This is a genomic window from Clostridium beijerinckii HUN142 (assembly GCF_000621745.1).
GTDB lineage: Bacteria > Bacillota > Clostridia > Clostridiales > Clostridiaceae > Clostridium > Clostridium beijerinckii_A.
On sequence record NZ_JHXK01000008.1, the window covers coordinates 110062 to 127897 of the forward strand.

The following is a 17836-nucleotide window of genomic DNA, read 5'->3' on the forward strand; positions in this document are numbered from 1 at the left end:
CTCCATTTTATTAATTTTTATAGTGATAAAACAACCCAAAATCATAAATAATTAAATAATAAAAAATTAAACTAAAAACAGCATACATGAACTTATTTACCTATAGTCCATGTACGCTGAACCTTACTAATATTTTTAATTATTCACCTATTATCATAAGCAATGAAAGATTGGTTCCATTTTCTTATATGTACAAAATTCTTTATATCCCAGTTCCTTAAGTTCATTTTTTACATAAGAAATCTTGCATCCTACATCATCTTCCTTATGCGAATCAGATCCTATTGTAATAATAGTTCCTCCTAATTCTCTGTATAACTTTAATATTTCTCTAGAAGGTGTCAAATCATCTAACCCATATCTAAAACAAGATGTGTTAATTTCAATTCCTTTTCCATGAGAAATTACGTGAACTAAGATTTCTTTTACAATATCTCTTACCTTTTCAAAAGGATATTTTCCCATCTTATCATATCTATTAATCATATCTAAATGGCCTAAAACACTATAATCATTATATTTCTTTATTACTTTTAATATTTCCTCATAATATTTCTCATTATATTCCTTTTGTGTCTTTCCTTTTTGAAAATCCTGTGTCCAAAATGCCTTATTATCTACCTGATGACAAGAGAGAATAACAAAATCAAAGTCATATTCATTAAAATCCTTTTGAAATTCATCAATAGTATGTTCTTGCATCCCAAATTCGATTCCAAGTTTCATAGTAATTTTATCTTTATATTTTTCTCTGCACCTATTAAATTCATTTATATAATCTATATAATTGCAATTTATATCTACTTTCACTCCATAATCAACATGCTCTGTAAAGCATATTTCATCAATTCCCAAAGATATTGCCTTTTTGATCTCATCTTCCATAGGATAAGTGGAATCATCGCTAAAACTTGTATGCATATGATAATCAGCTAACATAATTAAATTTCCTCCTAAAATATTATTACAACTATTATTACTATTTCTTTAATATAAACTTCTCAATTAATTCGGCGACAACGCCTTCATTATTATCGGCTTCTGTTGTATAATCACAAGCTCTTTTTACATCTTCAACTGCATTTCCCGCCGCTACTGATAGGCCTGCTACTTTTAACATAGACATATCGTTGTAGTTATCGCCTACAGCAATTGTGTCTTTAATATCTATATCTAAAATTTTTGCTAAATTAATTAGACCACTACATTTATCTACCCCTAATGAATTAAATTCCATATATCGATTTGACGAATAACTTACAGCACAATGCCCCTCTGTAATACTTCTCATATCTGGCTCAATACCCATCAAATATGGAACATTTATATTTTGATATATAATCTTTGCAATTGGTTCCTCTTCAAGAAAATCCACTGTATTTTCTTTCATAATAGTACACTCTAATTTTTGATTTTTAATTCTTTCTTTTTCACTTTGTGATAAATTATAAATATATAATTTATCTTTTGTATAAACATGTATACAAACATCCTTATTTAATCCATACTCAAAAATTTCTTTCATCTTATCGAATCTTAATCCTTTAAATTGCAGTAGCTTGTTATCCTTATTTTCTGTTAAAGCGCCACCATTAAAAGAAATAATATATTCCCCAGCCTGATCATACAAGTCTAAAATTTTCAAGTCATTCTGAATAGAAGAATAACCTCTTCCTGTAGCTGGTACAAATTTTACTCCATACTCTTTCTTTGCTCTTTTTATTAAATCAATATTTCTTTGACAAATTATATGATTATCATTTAATAATGTCTCATCCATATCACAAGCTATTAGTTTATATGCCATAATTTTGCCTCCTCCTATATTGCGCATTTTTATATATACTTTTCTAAAATATTTAAAACAAAATCTGCTTCTAAGACTGTGTATTTATAATACTTTCAAAAGTCACTTGCAGAATTGATTTTATTGTAATTCTCCAAAGAATTAAATAATGTATGAATCTTGTGCTGTGAATATATACTCTACTTAATAATTTTCTTCATAAAAAAATAAACTGCTTGTACTCTTTAAAAGTCATCTTTATAATAGATGCTCAAATCCAGTTATAATTTCCACAATATAATTTATATTCTAACTCCATTGATATTTTAAGTTTATAATTCTTCAGTTCAATTTGATGATAATAATTTTTATTAATGCTAAAATAAATATATATGTTGCAATTCTTAATGCATATTTCATAATTGCAGCTAAAATTCTTTAATTATTTTTAGAATTATGATGAGTAATTATTTTATCAACATACATAATACTTTTCCTTAAAAAGTATTAATGACAAATTTAATTGTTTATTCACGACACTTATCAATAAAATAATTCATCTAAAAATGTAAACTTCACCAAGGAGATAATTATCATCATGACAATTTATAATTTACTTTTATATGCTAATAATTTAACTGAAACAGAGAAATTACTTGCAAATTACATATTGGAAAATCAAGAGCAAGTTGCTGGTATGTCACTAGATGAATTAGCCAAAGTATCTTTTTCATCAATCTCAACTATACACAGACTATGTAAAAAAATTGGATTAACTGGTTTCAAAGAATTTAAAATTAAGTTTGTTGAAGAACTATACTCCAAAATGAATAGACCAGAAAATATTGATATAAATTTTCCTTTCAAGAAAGACGATACACAATTTCAAATTGCTAGCAACATTAAGCAGCTTTATATTGATACCTTAACCAGCACTTTTTCCTTCTTTAATTCCGAACAGCTAGAAGATGCTGTTGATCTAATTTATAATGCCGAGATAGTCGATGTTTATGCTGTTACAAATAACATACAAACGGCATTGAACTTTCAAGATAAGATGCAAAGCATCGGTAGATACGTTAATGTTTCACTAATTCCAATGAACCAAGTATACCGTGCTGCCGCTTCCAATAATAAAAATAAGCAAGTTGCAATTATTCTTTCTTATTCGGGTAAGACACCTGAAATTAAAGAAATTGCTTTAGTTCTAAAACGTAAGGAAATAGAAACCTTAGTTATCTGTTCAGCTCAAGAAAACTATTTAACTAAGTTATTTAAATATCATATATTTGTTTCTAGTAAAGAAAATTTAAAAAAGAAAATTTCTCACTATTCTTCTCATATTGCTACACAATATGTTTTAGATGTCATATTCTCTTGTATCTTTAACAAAGATTATGAAAAAAATATGGAGTATCGCCTAAACGAATTTAATAAGTTAGATCATCGACAAGTAGAAGAATAACCTAATCTTTAGACGTTTATGCTTCGTACTTAGCATTACATTTTGTTCATTTACATTATAGTAGATAACTATTGATAATTATATACATGCACTTAAAACAGGTACTTATTTTCAAATATTGCTTTAAATAATAAAATTATCTGAAAATATTTTTCAGATAATTTTATATTTATATTACAGCTATTTAATCTCTCTCAAACAATTGTTGTAAATCTTCTTTTGATAAACTGCCTAATAAACCGCTATTTTTAAGTTCTCCTGTTAAAATACTGTCAATAAGTTGTTTTTTATCTTCTTGAAGCAAAATGATTTTCTCCTCTATAGTTCCTTTAGATACTAATTTAATCACCTCTACTACATCTCTTTGACCGATTCTATGAGCTCTATCCGTTGCCTGGGCCTCAACTGCTGGATTCCACCATGGATCAAAATGAATGACTAAATTAGCTGATGTTAAGTTAAGTCCGGTTCCTCCAGCCTTTAATGAAATCAAAAAGACATTCACAAACTCATTAGTATTAAAATCTTTAACCATTTTTATTCTATTTTTAGGGCTTGTTTTTCCGCTCAAATGGAAAAATTCTATTTTCTCCTTATTTAAGCGTTCCCCAATCCTATCTAATGCAGAAGTAAATTGTGAAAATAGAAGTATCTTCCCACAAGAATCAATATGATTTTTAATGATTTCTGCCACTTTTTCTATTTTCCCACTTCCTCCATTATAGTCTTCAAGTATAAGTGAAGGATCTAAACATATCTCCCTTAGCTTAGTTAAGTATGAGAATATCTCGATTCTACCATCTTTGTTATTCTTCATTGCAGCTTTTACTCTTTTTACATAATTACTATACACAGCTTTTTGAGAAGGTGTCATTTCAACTAATAAATTTTTTTCTATTTTATCTGGTAATTCATTCATTACTTCTTTCTTAGTTCTCCTTAAAATAAAAGGCTTTATCATAGTCTTAAGATTCTCTAAATTCTCTTCCCTTCTTGAAATAAATTTTTCCTCAAACTTTTCTTTAACGTAGAGATAGCCTGGCATTATAAAGTCAAATATAGACCAAAGCTCTGTCAAATTATTTTCAATAGGTGTTCCAGTTAAAGCAAATCTAATTTTTGCCTGAATTTCTTTTACAGCTCTTGAATTCTGAGCTTCCGAATTCTTAATACTCTGCCCCTCATCAATTATGCAATAATCAAAAATAATATCTTTATAATTATCTATATCTAATCTCAATGTTCCATAGGTAGTTAGCACTACATCATATTCACATATATCTTCCATAATTTTATCTCTTTGACTTCCATGAACCAGCACAACTCTTAAACTTGGTGCAAATCTTAAAATTTCATCTTTCCAATTATAAAGCAATGATGTCGGACAAATTATGCAAGTCTTTTTGTTCTTCTCTAATAATAAGAATGCTATAACTTGTATTGTCTTACCTAATCCCATCTCATCTGCTAATATTCCTCCAAATCCCACTTCACTTAAGGTCTTGAGCCACTTAAATCCATTAATTTGATATTCTCTAAGGATTCCTTTAAAATCACTTGGGATTGATATATTTTTATTATTTATGTTGTCTAACTTATTTTCTATATCATCTAATTCATTCGAATTTTCTATAATCCCTAAACCTATATTCTTCATATTTTCATATAGACATAAAGCTTTATTCTTTTCGATTTTAACTTTTTCATTATTTGAATCCAGATTTATATTTAACACTTCAATTAGATTAAAAAAACTTCTCACACCATTATCTTCAAAATCTAAAAAGTTATTATTTCTTGTTTTGTAAAATTTATTTTTATCTTTATATGCCTCTAATGCACTATTTAATTCCTTTGTTCCTAACTCCCCTATACTATAAGAGAAATTATAACTTCCGTCCACTTCATATAAATCAACTCTAATTGAATCCAGATTATATATTTTTTTATTGCTAAGGCCGTTTCCTAACACAACATTTCCCAACGAGTGGATTGTCTCTCCTTTTTTGCTTAGTATATTAAACAGCTCTTCATCTTTACCTATAAACACAAGTCTGTTATCCATTTTTACAAAACTTAGTTTTTCAACTTCCATAAGAAGCTTTTCTTCTTTTTTATCATCTCTTATGAACGTATGTGAAACATTTCTCTCATCTAATATATTGATTTTTGTATTACCATAGCTAAGAAATATATCACAATAAATTTTTCCGTTCCCTTCATATAAAAAGAATTCATTTCTTGATAAATTAGATGCATAATTCCTTAAGTTTTCCGCAATATTTATGTTACTCGAAATTCTACTTAAATGAGATATTAGTTTAGTGTAAGTATCTATATCTTTTCTATAGGTAATTCTGCCATTAACTAATAATCTTTCATGCAGACTAGCATAATTATCAATTTGATTTTTTGAAGGTAAATAGAGTTCATTCCTAAAATAATAAACATCATTGTTTGAATTTAATGAAATGGGAATCTGCTTATGAGTCGTCAAGACTATCATTCCGTTATCTTCCTTAACATTAAAGGTTATAGGTAAATCTTTGTGTAATATTGGTGCTGTAATTTCAATATAATCAAACTTAAATTTTATTTTTCTATCCTCTATACCTTTTAAAAATTTTCTAAGTTCCTCTGGCTTAAGTATAAGCTTTCCACCTCTCGAAGGTGTTTGTACCTCATAATATAGAGAATCATTTTCTATTTTACGAATGAGCCTTGTGCTATGATTATTTCCCCATATTTTATATTTTTCTGCAGTTTTCTTTTCAGAATTTTCTTCTTTATTGTTATCATTTTCAAGTAAGCTAATAAATTTATATTCAGTAGCAGTTATATGACTACACATTAATGTATATCCACTTGAAGTAAATTCTTTAAACTCATCACAAGAACAGTTAGCACTCTCTAGTTTTTTCTTCTGAAGATTAATTTTAATATGTGTACTAAATTCGTTAATTTTATTTTTATCCGTAACTTTTCCATAAATATGATATATGTTATCTATCTTTTTCCCCTTAAAATAAGTGACTAAACCATTATTAAATTTAACCGCTCCTTCTCTTTTCATAGTAGATGAAACTGATTTAAATAATATTGACTTTAATTCTTCTAGTTTCAAGTAATCACCTCTTTCATGACAAGCACAAATAAAATTCTAGCCATTTATTTAATCTATAAATTATAAATTATAAATTAAATATTGCTTTTACATCTAATCGTTGCATTCAAATAATGCTATTTTTACATAAAATATATTATAGCATAGTAGTTTAGATTTTTTATCAAATAGTACTAGGCCAACTTTCACCTAAAGTAATTAATTGGTTTTGATGTAAATATTTATATTGACATATTTAATCTACAATTGTAAACTGAAATAGTGATTACAATTGTAGATTAAAAAATGAAAGGAGTTTTTTAATGAAAATCTTTCCTAAAATATCAGAGTCAGAATGGGAAGTTATGAAACTTATATGGAAAACAAATCCTTTAACTTCTGAGCAAATAATCAATTCATTATCAGATAAAATGAATTGGTCAACGCAAACTATAAAAACCTTTATAACTAGACTTATCAAAAAAGGTGCAATAGGTTTTGAAAAATCAGGAAGAGTTTATAATTACTATCCATTAATTTCTGAAAATGAATGTATAAAATCTGAAAATGAAACATTTCTAAAAAAGGTTTATGATGGAGCATTAGGCATCCTTTTCACTAAATTTTTAGAAGAAAAAAATTTATCTAATGATGAAATCGAAGAACTCGAAAATCTTCTTAAAAACAAAAAAGAAAAAAACTCTAATAAAGATAAGTAACAAATATGATTAAGATATTTTAAAGAAGATACTAAGCTACAGAACACGTATATTTTTTAAATATTAATATTCATATTTAGTATGGTAAAGCCTATAAAATTAAACTTTATATTTAAAAATTCAAATTACATGGAGGTGATATTTTTGTGGAAATCTTAGAAAAGATTTTTTTATGTACTTTACAGATTTCTTTATCAGCTAGTATTTCTGCACTATTGATCATTTTTATTTTAAAATTATTTAATAAATATATTGGCATAAGAGTTAAGAATATATTGCTTATTTTATTACTTATAAGGTTTCTTGTGCCTATTACTCCGGACATGAATACTAATTTTCTTAATACTTTGTATCAAAAATGTGAAAACACTCTAAATCTATCCAAGGGTAATACTAACTTGGAATTAGCAAAATTTGATTCAGAGGTTTCTAAGAAAAGTATAGAAAATAACATCTATAACGAAAAAACTCAAATAGAGACAGAAGATAAAACTCAAAGCACTAATAAACAAAATTCTATTTTAGAAATAATCTCATGCATTTGGATAATAAGTGTATTAATCATAGATCTGATATTATTTTTATCTATGCTTAATTTTAAACGCAAAACTAAGCATTTAGAGACAGATATGTATCCCGAAATTCAATCAGTAATAGACTTATGTAAAGATAAAGCTAATGTAAGTTCTAATATTTCCTTTTACGTATGTGATAACCTTAATAGTCCTTGTATCTTGGGAATTACAAAACCTAAGATTTATCTTCCTAAACATATTTTAAATATAAATGATAATAATCTACTTTCACATATATTTTTGCATGAATTATTACATTATAAAAGAAAAGATTTATTATGTAACTTTTTGAGCACAATTGTATTTTCAATACATTGGTTTAATCCTATTGTTTGGTTCCTTCTTAATAAAATAAAACTTTATAGAGAATATGCCTGTGATGCTTGCGTTCTTGAATTACTAGGAGAAAAAGAAGCAATAAAGTATGGTATGAGCCTAATAAATCTTTCAAAAATATTTTTAAATAAAACTAACCACTCTAATTTAGCAATTTTTTTTGAAACAAACAATCAAATGAAAGGACGAATTGAAATGATAAAAAAATTTAAAACTGGTTCTTATAGAATCTCAATAATTGGTGTATTAGGTTGTGTATTAATCACAATCATCATGCTTACAAATAGCATAAATGTTAACGCTTTAGATATTAACACCAATAAATTAGCTACTGAGAGCAGTACAGCAATAAATACTCCCCCTAAATTTATTGTTGATACACCTGAAAAATCTTACTATGATATAGAAAAAGTAGAAAAAGTAGCTGGATTCAAATTTAAACTACCTGATTCTCCTCAGCTTAGTAGAGCTAGCAGCCTTCAACTTATAAAACTTTCTGATCAAGATAATGTTTTACTTATATACTTAGATGGTGATTCTAAGTTTACATTTCAAGTTTCTGAAAAAGACCCACTAGAATATTTGAAGAAAATAGCTACTGTAAAAGGTGGATCAAAAAATTATATTGAAAGTAAAGAAGAATCTATGAAGCTAGGAGATATAGACGGATTCAATGTAACTTTAACACAAACATCTCCTTCTCAAACTTTAAAAGATGGCCATATAACTCCTGAACTAAAAGATGTAGATAAATATTTCGCATGGAGAAATGAAGGATTATGGTATAGCATAAGATATGATTCAACATTTAAAAGTTCAGGAAAAAACGCTAATCAAGGCTCTAATATTTCGCAAGATAATATAGAAAAAATAGCGAAATCTATAGTATATCCAGACGAAATAAAGAACGTAAAATATTCTGTAGAAAAAGATGCCCCTTCAACAGAAATTGCTACAATGATGATTTATGACAAAGAAGATTTGGAGTCCGCAAAAAAATACCTAGGCTTTAACCCTAAATTTCCGTTAAAAATAAATGAAGATATAACTATTAATCAGTCAGCAGTAGGAATTTCAGACGACTCAGATATAAAAAATAATAATATTAGTTATGAACTTAATAACATATATTTAAATAAGAATGGTTCAATAACTTTCAACCAGAAAAAAACTTCAAAAGAGTATGAAGATATGAAAGAAAATGGATATACCACTATATATAATAACGAAAATAATAAAACCGAACAAATCAACGTTCAAAAATTAACTATAAATAATAATGACGTATTTAAATACTTATATGATGAAAACTATCCTGATGGCACTTCTGTCAGCAATGGAGAATATTTCTGGAAAGAAAATAATATTTACTACTCCGTATGTTTTTTTGGCAACACTGGTAATTCGGATGAAATAGCCAAAGAATTTATTACTTCTAATCCTATAGATTAGAATATAATTTCCTTACTTTCAAAAATATATATCAATATCTCCTATCATATTTTTATTACAAAAAATAAATAGTTTGAAAAGGTATTGCGTTAATTCAATACCTTTTTAACTATGCATTATTTCTCCCTTTTTTGTCGTATAAAAATATATTAGCTTATTACGAGTATAATAAGCTATGTTAATAATACTTTCAATATAAAATTATATGCCGCCTCATCTTCCCACTGAGATAACTTAACATGACCTAAATTAACTCCATCAATTTTAAAATTTAAAATCTCTTTTAGGTTATTGTAATATAATTCTCTGTCCAACTTGATTTTGCTAAATAAAATCTTTTGAACACATGGTTTACTATTCGCATCTGAGGGAAGCATCATCATAGCAACTCCACCAGTATACTTATTTTTATTTAGGTTTGGTTTAATCATATTTATATACGTAACCCCATCATTTGAGCTACTTAAATTAAAAAATATCATTTTATCGGATACAATATACTTCCCCGTAAAATATTTAATTACCTTGTCATCTGAACAAATCTTAAAATTTACATTTTCATTCTTAATTTCTATGATTCCTTCATGCAAAGACCCTTCTTTAGCTATATTAGTAACAAAAAAATAAACATAGTATTTCTCTTCAAAAATATAGGATCCAATTTCATTATTATTTTCTAAGTTCTCAATATCTTCTGCTGTTAGCGGTATAGAAATAAGCTTTTCAATTATTATATTATATACTTCAGAAATATATAGTAATGTTTCTATAGATGGGAAAGCATCTCCTGATTTGTATTTAGATAATAAATCCTCAGATATACCAATTTTACCAGCCAACTTTTTTTGTGTTGATTCCAATTGAATTAATTTTCTTAGATTGTACGTAAAAACCTTAGATGTCTTTTCATATATATCATTTTTTAATGCTTTTACTTCATTAATATTGTTATACATAATATCTGAATCAGCTTTAATATAATTTAATTTCTTCTTTATCTTTTCATTTATTTCTTTAAATTCATATAAATCTTTATTCAAATTCCTCACTCCATATTGTTATCATATTATGATAATCAAGTAAGTTGAATCATATTCAACTCAATATTTTATATTTTTCAATTATCTTAGACATTTATATATAGTAATTGAAACAATTCAATTACTATATTACCATAATATTGCAAACTTCAAAATACAATATATTTTAAGGAGATACTTATGTCTAGATCAATATCTAAAAATGCTTTTTTTAAGGCAGTATTAAATGTTTCAAATATAATTTTGCCTATAATAGTTATGCCAATAGTTCTTAGTGCAATTCAAGATAAATTAAATGGATATATGACCATGGGGGAAACCTGGACTGCAGTTTTTATGATTTTTGCAAGCTTTGGAGTTTATCAATATGGTTTAAGAGAAGTAAGCAAAGTAAGAGATGATAAGGATAAACTAACCAGAACAATTACTAGTCTATTTGTAATTACCACCACAACAACAGCTGTGACTTCTATTTTTTATGCTATCTTTTTAACTATATTCCATAGAAATGATGCATATTTTTATACTTGCATGGTTATGGGATTAAACATAGTCTTTAATATGTTCAATGTTGAATGGATTAATGAAGCTCTAGAAAATTATGATTTTATAGCATTAAAAACTATGCTAATTAAAATAATATATAATTTATTAACAATATGTTTTGTAAAGACTCAGGGTGATTTTTTATTTTACATATATCTTACTTGTGGTATAAATTTTATTAATAACATATCCAGTTTTATATATATAAAAAAGAAGATACACTTTGACTTTTCAGATTTACAGATAAAAAAACATATAAAACCTATGTTTTCAGTTGTAATACTTGCCAACACATATATTTTATATACTTGGCTTGATAAAAACATGCTAAATAGCAATTTAGGATCAACAGAAGCAGGATATTATGGAGTGGCCCAAAAGATAATGTCAATGATAGATATCTTAATGTTTACAATAGTTCAAGTTTCCATGGCTAGACTTTCAAACTATTTAGAAAATCATTCAAAAAAAGTATATTTGAATTTATTAAATAAGGTAATTAAAATATATTTCTTATTCTTATTTCCAGCTTCAATAGGATTACTTGGAGTTTCTAAACAAGTTATTATAATTATGGGCAAAGGTACTGATATCTATCTTCCAGCTGTACCAATACTAATGGTGTTTTCAATATATATGCTGACTATTGGAATTGATAGAATTATTTCAGATCAGATAATTTATATTTTCGGGAGAGAAAAAACAGATGCTAAGTTAGTTTTCATTGGAGGGATATTAAATTTAATCTTGAATGCGCTTTTAATATTTACCAATATGTTCACACCAACAAAAGTAATCGCAACAACTTTAGTTTCAAATTTAGTAGTTATGGCTTTAGAATATAGATTAGTAAAAAATGAACTTAACATAAATATAAAATTATTTGCTTTTGAGAATTTTAAGTATTTATGTTACTCTTTAATATTCATCCCAATAACCTTTGTTATAAATAACTTTATATATGGAACTATATTATCATGTATACTTGATATACTTGCTTGTTGCAGTATTTACTTTATAATTCTTATAGCAACAAGAGATAATGTATTCTTTGGATTATTAAGCATAGTCTTTAAAAAATTAAAATTTTTATATAATCAAAGGGCTATATAGAATTTTATAATTAAGTAAAATAATCACTGAAAGGTAGAACTCCAAAGCATTTAAATGTTTTAGAGTTCTGCTCAACAATACCTCCTAGCCAACATTAAATGTATAATCATTTTTATTGGGATTCTTTTATGCATGCTCATGTATATTATTTTCTTCCTTGTTTAATAAACTTATAAGCATTATCCTAATTAATATTATGAAATTTACAAGAAATATATAGTTTCAAGAATAATCAAGTATTCCTTTACAGATATTTTTATATTAAATGCTTCTTCCATTGGTTTTAGTATTTCTCTAAGAAAATTATATTTTTCTTTATTATCATCTAGCATTTTCTCACTATACTTACGATATACAATTTTTTCTCCACTTAACATGCGCTCTATTACACAACCAATGTGTAATATTAGCCCTATTAGAGCAGAACTATTAAGTTCAACTTGATTATTTACAAGACGTATATAAAAGCCTCTAAAGAACTCAATATACTTATATGAATCTATATTTACATTTTCTCCAATTACTTCTCTCATATCATATATCTCTTCTATTAGATTTAATCGTGATTTTAGTAGTTCTATTTTTTCCTTATCAAAGATATCTGATGTTGATATATATAATAAAGAGTCATCATCTGGTTTTACAGCACTTACCACTGCCAATATATCCTTTTCTTCCTTTATTTTCTGTATATTATGATTGAATTTCTTCTTATTTACTATATCAATATTAAGTATGTCTATGTCATTGCTAGCGATTTCTAGTTTCTTTTCCACAATTGGCTTAAGTTTTATAGCCGTTCCTTGCCCTGTAATGCAAGCTGTTATAATTACCTTCTTTTTAAGCGTTGAATTTATACTGAAGTTATCTGCATAACTTCTTACTATATGTGGATTTAAATTTATGCAGCAATCATAAATTTCCTCTAATGAGGCTTTTAATGTTGCTTTTCTTGTGGCTTCAAGAACAATAGGGGTAGATACCATTTCTATTGTTTTTACCGGCACCTTTGTCTTTTCGTAAATCATATCCCCAAATAAAACAAGAGATCCCATATCTACTAATAGCAATACACCCCTGCCTTTATCCATTTCTTTTACTATTTCTGTTAAATTCTCCAGTGCAGTCTCTGGTTTTTGATCCAATGGCATATCATAACCTATCGCATATTTCTCACCTAAAAGTCTATTAGCTACATCAGCCATTGAACTTGCTGTATACTCTCCATGCATAGCAACAATAATTCCGACACTACTCTCATTCTCATAATCCTCTTCATCTATACATAAAAACATAGTTATAAATCCGACTTCATCTTCTGGTATTCTAATATGAAATGCACTTTCAACTTTTGCTTTCAAATCACATGAAATTTCATATTCCTTAGAATGCAATTTTTTTATATCTTCAAGTTGATGATTTTTAATTTCTTTTCCCTTTAAAATTCTTTCAACTGTACTTGCTACATGCATTGATAATCCATATAAAATTTTACTATCAAACTGCATTAACAATTTTTCACTAGCCTTATTCAAAAATTCGCTAACTAGATCTACAATTTTTCTATCAACAACCTTATATAGCTCTTCTAAATTATCTTTATCTATATTCAATATATATTTTTTAAAATACGTATCTATATCAAGACTCATTATAAGTTTTATGTCCTTTTCACTTATTCCATTAGACTCCAAAAGTTTTCTTTTTTCTTCTAATGCGCCATAAAAATCAACTATTTTTATATCTTCTTCTTCTCTTACATTATTTTCATCCAGACAAAACTTTATGACATCTTGATTTACAAACCTATCAATCTCATTTCTTTTTTCCTTATACTTAAATAATCCGCTAAGTACATACTGAGGCAAGTATTGACTATGAATGCATATGTTCTTATCTCTTTTCATCATATTCTCAAGAAAAGCCTTTGAGCAGCTTAGCTTTATATCGCTTTTAAGCTGTCCAATATTATTAGAACAGTTGTATAGTAGGAATGCTTTCAGAGCATTTGCCGTAATACTGATACTCTGCTTAATACAGCTCACTTCTATCTTTAAAAAATTTTTAATAAGTTGGTACCTTTCTTCTATGGTTCTATCTTTTAATGCTGGCAATCGAATAATCATAGGAATTCTTCTGGTAAATGTTTTCAATAATGCCGATTCAACATTTTCAGTAGTAGCACATATTATAAGGAGATTAACTTTATACTCTTCCTCAGAATCTCCAAGCCTCCTATATATGCCCTTATCAATTATAGAAAATAACATTTCTTGACCTTCTGATGGTAATCTATGAACTTCATCTAAAAACAGTATTCCTTCATTAGCTTTTTCAACTAATCCTATGGTATCCCTGCTGGCACCAGTATATGCACCTTTCTTCACACCAAAAATATGGCTTACTAATAGCTGTGGATTGTTTGCATAATCTGCACAGTTAAAAGAAATAAATGGCGCATTAGCTTTTATTTTTCCAATTTCTTTAGCGTATTTATACATAACTTCTGCAAACATTGATTTTCCTGTACCAGTTTCTCCCAAAAGAAGAGTATGAAGTCCATTTGGAGGATATATTATGGCAGCTCTTGCCTGTTGTGATACATTTTTTAAGCTAAAGCTTGTTCCAATAATACTGTCAAAAGCATCTTTTAAAATTTTTTCATTACATTCCTCTATCTCAATATCCTCATCCTTTATTTTGTACAGTACTGGTTTCTTCACTATTTTTTCTATTTTTCCATCTCTATAAAGTTTATTTAAATCACTAGATACGTTTGTTCTTTGAATATTCATTATTAATGAAATTTCTGTAGCTGAGAAACCATTAACGCATCCGCATTCATTATATTCCTTACTACACATATTTCTTAAAACTTTATAAATGTTATCGACCCTTCTCATTGCTTTTCACCTCATATCCTATTTGCATAACTCTTAACGTTAACACCAGGTGTATGTAAGTTAATCTTAAATATCTTTAACTAATAAGCTTATTATACATGATTTACCATAGAATTTGAATAAAGATATCAAAGAGTGGATTATTCAAGTTTTATTAAATAACCCACTCTATTTTTATTATTTGCTATTTTGACTTATTATACATTGAACGTTACTTCTTTTTCTTTAAACTTTTCTTCATACATTTTAATAAGTTCACAGATAAGATCTTTAGCTAAAGATGCAGTCATTAAATGATCTTCTGCATGCATCAATAATAAAGATAATTCTTGTTTATTACCTGCAGCCTCTTCTTGAATTAGTCCAGTCTGTATATTGTGAACTAATGAAAGTTCTTCTTTAGCTTGTTGCATACATAAGTTGGCTTTATCAAAATCACCGCTTCTAGCTAAATTTAAGGCCTCAAAACAAGCTGAGCGTGAATTGCCTGCATGACTAATTATAGTGAAAACTATTTCCTCTAACTCCATATTCATTTCAAATCCTCCATTATTTATCCATTAAGTTTAGTGCAAGTTCTAGAACACTTTTTCCATCTATTCTTCCATAAAGTTGTACTGGTATGCATGCATAGGGCTTGCCTTTTTCATCAACTATTTCTTTGACCCATTTTTCTTTATATTTAACTTGTGGTCCAAGTAAAAATACATCATAATCATCGACGTTTTGATCCAAATCTTCTACTGGTTCAGCATTAATAATTAAATCCTTGCACCCTATTTCCTCTGCGTATTTTTGCATTTTTGTCACTAGCAAACTTGTTGACATACCTGCTGCGCACATTAATAATATCTTCATGCTAAGTTCCTCCTAAATTTTATTCTATAAATATTTTTTGATTAATATACTAAGCTTGTACTGCATTTAGATTTTCTTCTTTTCCTTCAACTTCTAATTGTTGTTTTTCAGCAAATTTAAAGAATGGATAGTAAATTATTGCTGCTATAATCATTTCTACAGCAGACCAAACTGCTGCCCTCCAATCTCCACCAGTTGCAATAAATGGTCCTATTATAGGAGGCATTGTCCATGGAACCATGGCTACTGGTCTACCAATTATGTCAAAATACATCATAAAATAAGACAAAGTAGTAAGTACTAATGGTACCACTGTAAATGGAACTAGAATAACTGGATTTAAAACTACTGGAAAACCAAATATAACTGGCTCGTTTATTTCAAAGCATGCAGATGGAAATGAAACTTTTCCAAGTGATTTATAAAGTTTGCTCTTTGAACGAATCATTAATAAAACTAAACAAAGAGTTGCACCTGTTCCTCCTACATTAACAAATAATGAGTAAAATCCTGATGCTGTAATATATGGGATCTTCTCATGTGCTATAAAAGCTGCTGTATTAACAGTTAAAAATTGAATGTATATAGGATCGGCTATACCTTCAAGTGTCATATCCCCATGAATGCCTGCTGACCAAAGTAATGTAACTAATGCACTATATATTAATATTCCCGGAAGAGTATTAAGGGCAAATACAACTGGACTAAATATCATAGTAATAAAATCAGTTATATTAAATCCTAGAACTACTCTTATTACCCAAACTGTAATCACAACTACAAAAGCAGGTATTAATGCAATAAATGAATTTCCAACTGCTGGTGGAACGCCCTCTGGTAATTTGATAACAATATTTCTCTTTACGAAAAATCTTAATACTTCTACTGCAAAAATACAAACTATTATAGCAGTGAAAAGTCCTTCCGCTCCAAATTTACTAGTATCTAATTGGAGATCTTCTGTAACTTGTGTAAGCAAAAATGCTACAAAAGATATTACTGATCCTGTAATTGGATCTAATTTATAGCTTTTAGATAAATGATACCCTATTCCAAGAGCTGCTAAAACTCCTAGAACTCCAAATGAAGAATTTACAACCACATTCATCTTTGGGCCAAGCTCTCCAATATAATCTGCCCACCATTCAAATGGCAAATTACCTAAAATAAGAAATATACTTCCTACAATAATGAACGGAATTGTGATAGCTAAACCATTACGAATTGCCATTAGGTGTCTTTGATTACCAACCTTAACTAATGGCGGTATCATCTTCTCTTGAAAAAAATCCATAAATCTTTCCATAACTTTTTCTCCTCCATAATTTTTTCGTTCTGTTAAGCTGCATAAGTATCATCAATTCTATTTAAGTAGTAATCCCAAGCTTGCTAAGCATCGAATCTCTCTGCTAAAGTATTAAATAATAGAACTGAAGAAAACAGACATAAAAATTTTCTACCTTACGACAGTTATATAAGACTAATTTTAATAAACATGATTATTCAAACAATATATTATGAAAAATGAGTTCCATACCTCTTGCGTAATATTGTTAATACTCAAAAATAATTATTATTAAATCCCATAATTATTTCCAGTATCTAATAGTAATCGTTTTTATATGTTCTAGTATAACTTTAATCTTTATAAATATGGAATACATATTTAATTAAATCATTGTTTATTACTATCAGAATATAAACTTTTACTCAATATATAGACAAATATTAAGTTTATTTTCTATAAAATACAAGAGATTTGAGGCTTATAATGAATAACTAATATTGTTTATTAGATTTAGTGCTTAAGTAAGATCAAACCAAAATTATATAATTTCTAAATAGCAAAATTTTTATGAAACATTAAACTATTTCCTACTGACAACTCACAGAATGAATTTATTTTTACATAAATTATATAAGCAATTACTATGCCAATA

At 27.4% G+C, this 17836-nt stretch carries 12 protein-coding genes; 4 read left to right on the plus strand and 8 right to left on the minus strand.

The window, feature by feature from the left end:
- Positions 1 to 153 precede the first annotated feature (153 nt).
- Complete coding sequence (locus T483_RS0102135; protein WP_023975260.1) at positions 154 to 939, minus strand: histidinol-phosphatase HisJ family protein; 786 nt, start codon at positions 937 to 939, stop codon at positions 154 to 156.
- Positions 940 to 979: 40 nt separating this feature from the next.
- A complete protein-coding gene (locus T483_RS0102140; protein ID WP_026885341.1) occupies positions 980 to 1807 on the minus strand; it encodes a Cof-type HAD-IIB family hydrolase in 828 nt (275 codons plus the stop codon).
- A gap of 577 nt (positions 1808 to 2384) precedes the next feature.
- On the opposite strand from T483_RS0102140, the gene T483_RS0102145 reads away from it, so the two are divergent.
- Positions 2385 to 3251 carry a MurR/RpiR family transcriptional regulator gene (locus tag T483_RS0102145; protein WP_026885342.1) on the plus strand — a complete coding sequence of 289 codons (867 nt, stop codon included), beginning with the start codon at positions 2385 to 2387 and terminating at the stop codon, positions 3249 to 3251.
- A 184-nt stretch (positions 3252 to 3435) separates the two neighbouring features.
- Here the strand turns inward: T483_RS0102145 and T483_RS0102150 are convergent, their stop codons facing one another.
- Positions 3436 to 6375, minus strand: coding sequence for a DEAD/DEAH box helicase (locus T483_RS0102150; protein ID WP_026885343.1), 2940 nt, complete (start codon positions 6373 to 6375; stop codon positions 3436 to 3438).
- A 302-nt stretch (positions 6376 to 6677) separates the two neighbouring features.
- Between T483_RS0102150 and T483_RS0102155 the strand changes: the two genes are divergently transcribed.
- The gene (locus T483_RS0102155; RefSeq protein ID WP_026885344.1) at positions 6678 to 7073 is read left to right on the plus strand and encodes a BlaI/MecI/CopY family transcriptional regulator; all 396 of its coding nucleotides are present in this window, start codon (positions 6678 to 6680) and stop codon (positions 7071 to 7073) included.
- 146 nt (positions 7074 to 7219) lie between these two features.
- Positions 7220 to 9436 carry a M56 family metallopeptidase gene (locus T483_RS0102160; RefSeq protein ID WP_026885345.1) on the plus strand — a complete coding sequence of 739 codons (2217 nt, stop codon included), beginning with the start codon at positions 7220 to 7222 and terminating at the stop codon, positions 9434 to 9436.
- A gap of 173 nt (positions 9437 to 9609) precedes the next feature.
- Here the strand turns inward: T483_RS0102160 and T483_RS0102165 are convergent, their stop codons facing one another.
- Positions 9610 to 10476 carry a helix-turn-helix domain-containing protein gene (locus T483_RS0102165; protein WP_026885346.1) on the minus strand — a complete coding sequence of 289 codons (867 nt, stop codon included), beginning with the start codon at positions 10474 to 10476 and terminating at the stop codon, positions 9610 to 9612.
- Between the two features lie 180 nt (positions 10477 to 10656).
- Here T483_RS0102165 and T483_RS0102170 point away from each other — a divergent pair, with 180 nt between their 5' ends.
- A complete protein-coding gene (locus tag T483_RS0102170; RefSeq protein ID WP_026885347.1) occupies positions 10657 to 12135 on the plus strand; it encodes an oligosaccharide flippase family protein in 1479 nt (492 codons plus the stop codon).
- 203 nt (positions 12136 to 12338) lie between these two features.
- Here the strand turns inward: T483_RS0102170 and T483_RS0102175 are convergent, their stop codons facing one another.
- The 4 genes from T483_RS0102175 to T483_RS0102190 all read right to left on the minus strand — a co-directional run bounded on the left by T483_RS0102175 (position 12339) and on the right by T483_RS0102190 (position 17202).
- Positions 12339 to 15038, minus strand: coding sequence for a sigma 54-interacting transcriptional regulator (locus T483_RS0102175; RefSeq protein WP_026885348.1), 2700 nt, complete (start codon positions 15036 to 15038; stop codon positions 12339 to 12341).
- A 197-nt stretch (positions 15039 to 15235) separates the two neighbouring features.
- A complete protein-coding gene (locus T483_RS0102180; RefSeq protein WP_080696884.1) occupies positions 15236 to 15574 on the minus strand; it encodes a PTS lactose/cellobiose transporter subunit IIA in 339 nt (112 codons plus the stop codon).
- 13 nt (positions 15575 to 15587) lie between these two features.
- Positions 15588 to 15896, minus strand: a complete 309-nt coding sequence (locus tag T483_RS0102185) for a PTS sugar transporter subunit IIB (RefSeq protein ID WP_026885350.1) — start codon at positions 15894 to 15896, stop codon at positions 15588 to 15590.
- A 49-nt stretch (positions 15897 to 15945) separates the two neighbouring features.
- Complete coding sequence (locus T483_RS0102190) at positions 15946 to 17202, minus strand: PTS sugar transporter subunit IIC (protein WP_026885351.1); 1257 nt, start codon at positions 17200 to 17202, stop codon at positions 15946 to 15948.
- Positions 17203 to 17836: the final 634 nt, after the last annotated feature.

Coding starts and splice junctions, on each gene's coding strand:
- T483_RS0102135 (WP_023975260.1), bottom strand. CDS start 939: ATGTTAGCTGATTATCATATGCATACAAGTTTTAGCGATGATTCCACT.
- T483_RS0102180 (WP_080696884.1), bottom strand. CDS start 15,574: ATGAATATGGAGTTAGAGGAAATAGTTTTCACTATAATTAGTCATGCA.
- T483_RS0102170 (WP_026885347.1), top strand. CDS start 10,657: ATGTCTAGATCAATATCTAAAAATGCTTTTTTTAAGGCAGTATTAAAT.
- T483_RS0102155 (WP_026885344.1), top strand. CDS start 6,678: ATGAAAATCTTTCCTAAAATATCAGAGTCAGAATGGGAAGTTATGAAA.
- T483_RS0102190 (WP_026885351.1), bottom strand. CDS start 17,202: ATGGAAAGATTTATGGATTTTTTTCAAGAGAAGATGATACCGCCATTA.
- T483_RS0102140 (WP_026885341.1), bottom strand. CDS start 1,807: ATGGCATATAAACTAATAGCTTGTGATATGGATGAGACATTATTAAAT.
- T483_RS0102175 (WP_026885348.1), bottom strand. CDS start 15,038: ATGAGAAGGGTCGATAACATTTATAAAGTTTTAAGAAATATGTGTAGT.
- T483_RS0102185 (WP_026885350.1), bottom strand. CDS start 15,896: ATGAAGATATTATTAATGTGCGCAGCAGGTATGTCAACAAGTTTGCTA.
- T483_RS0102145 (WP_026885342.1), top strand. CDS start 2,385: ATGACAATTTATAATTTACTTTTATATGCTAATAATTTAACTGAAACA.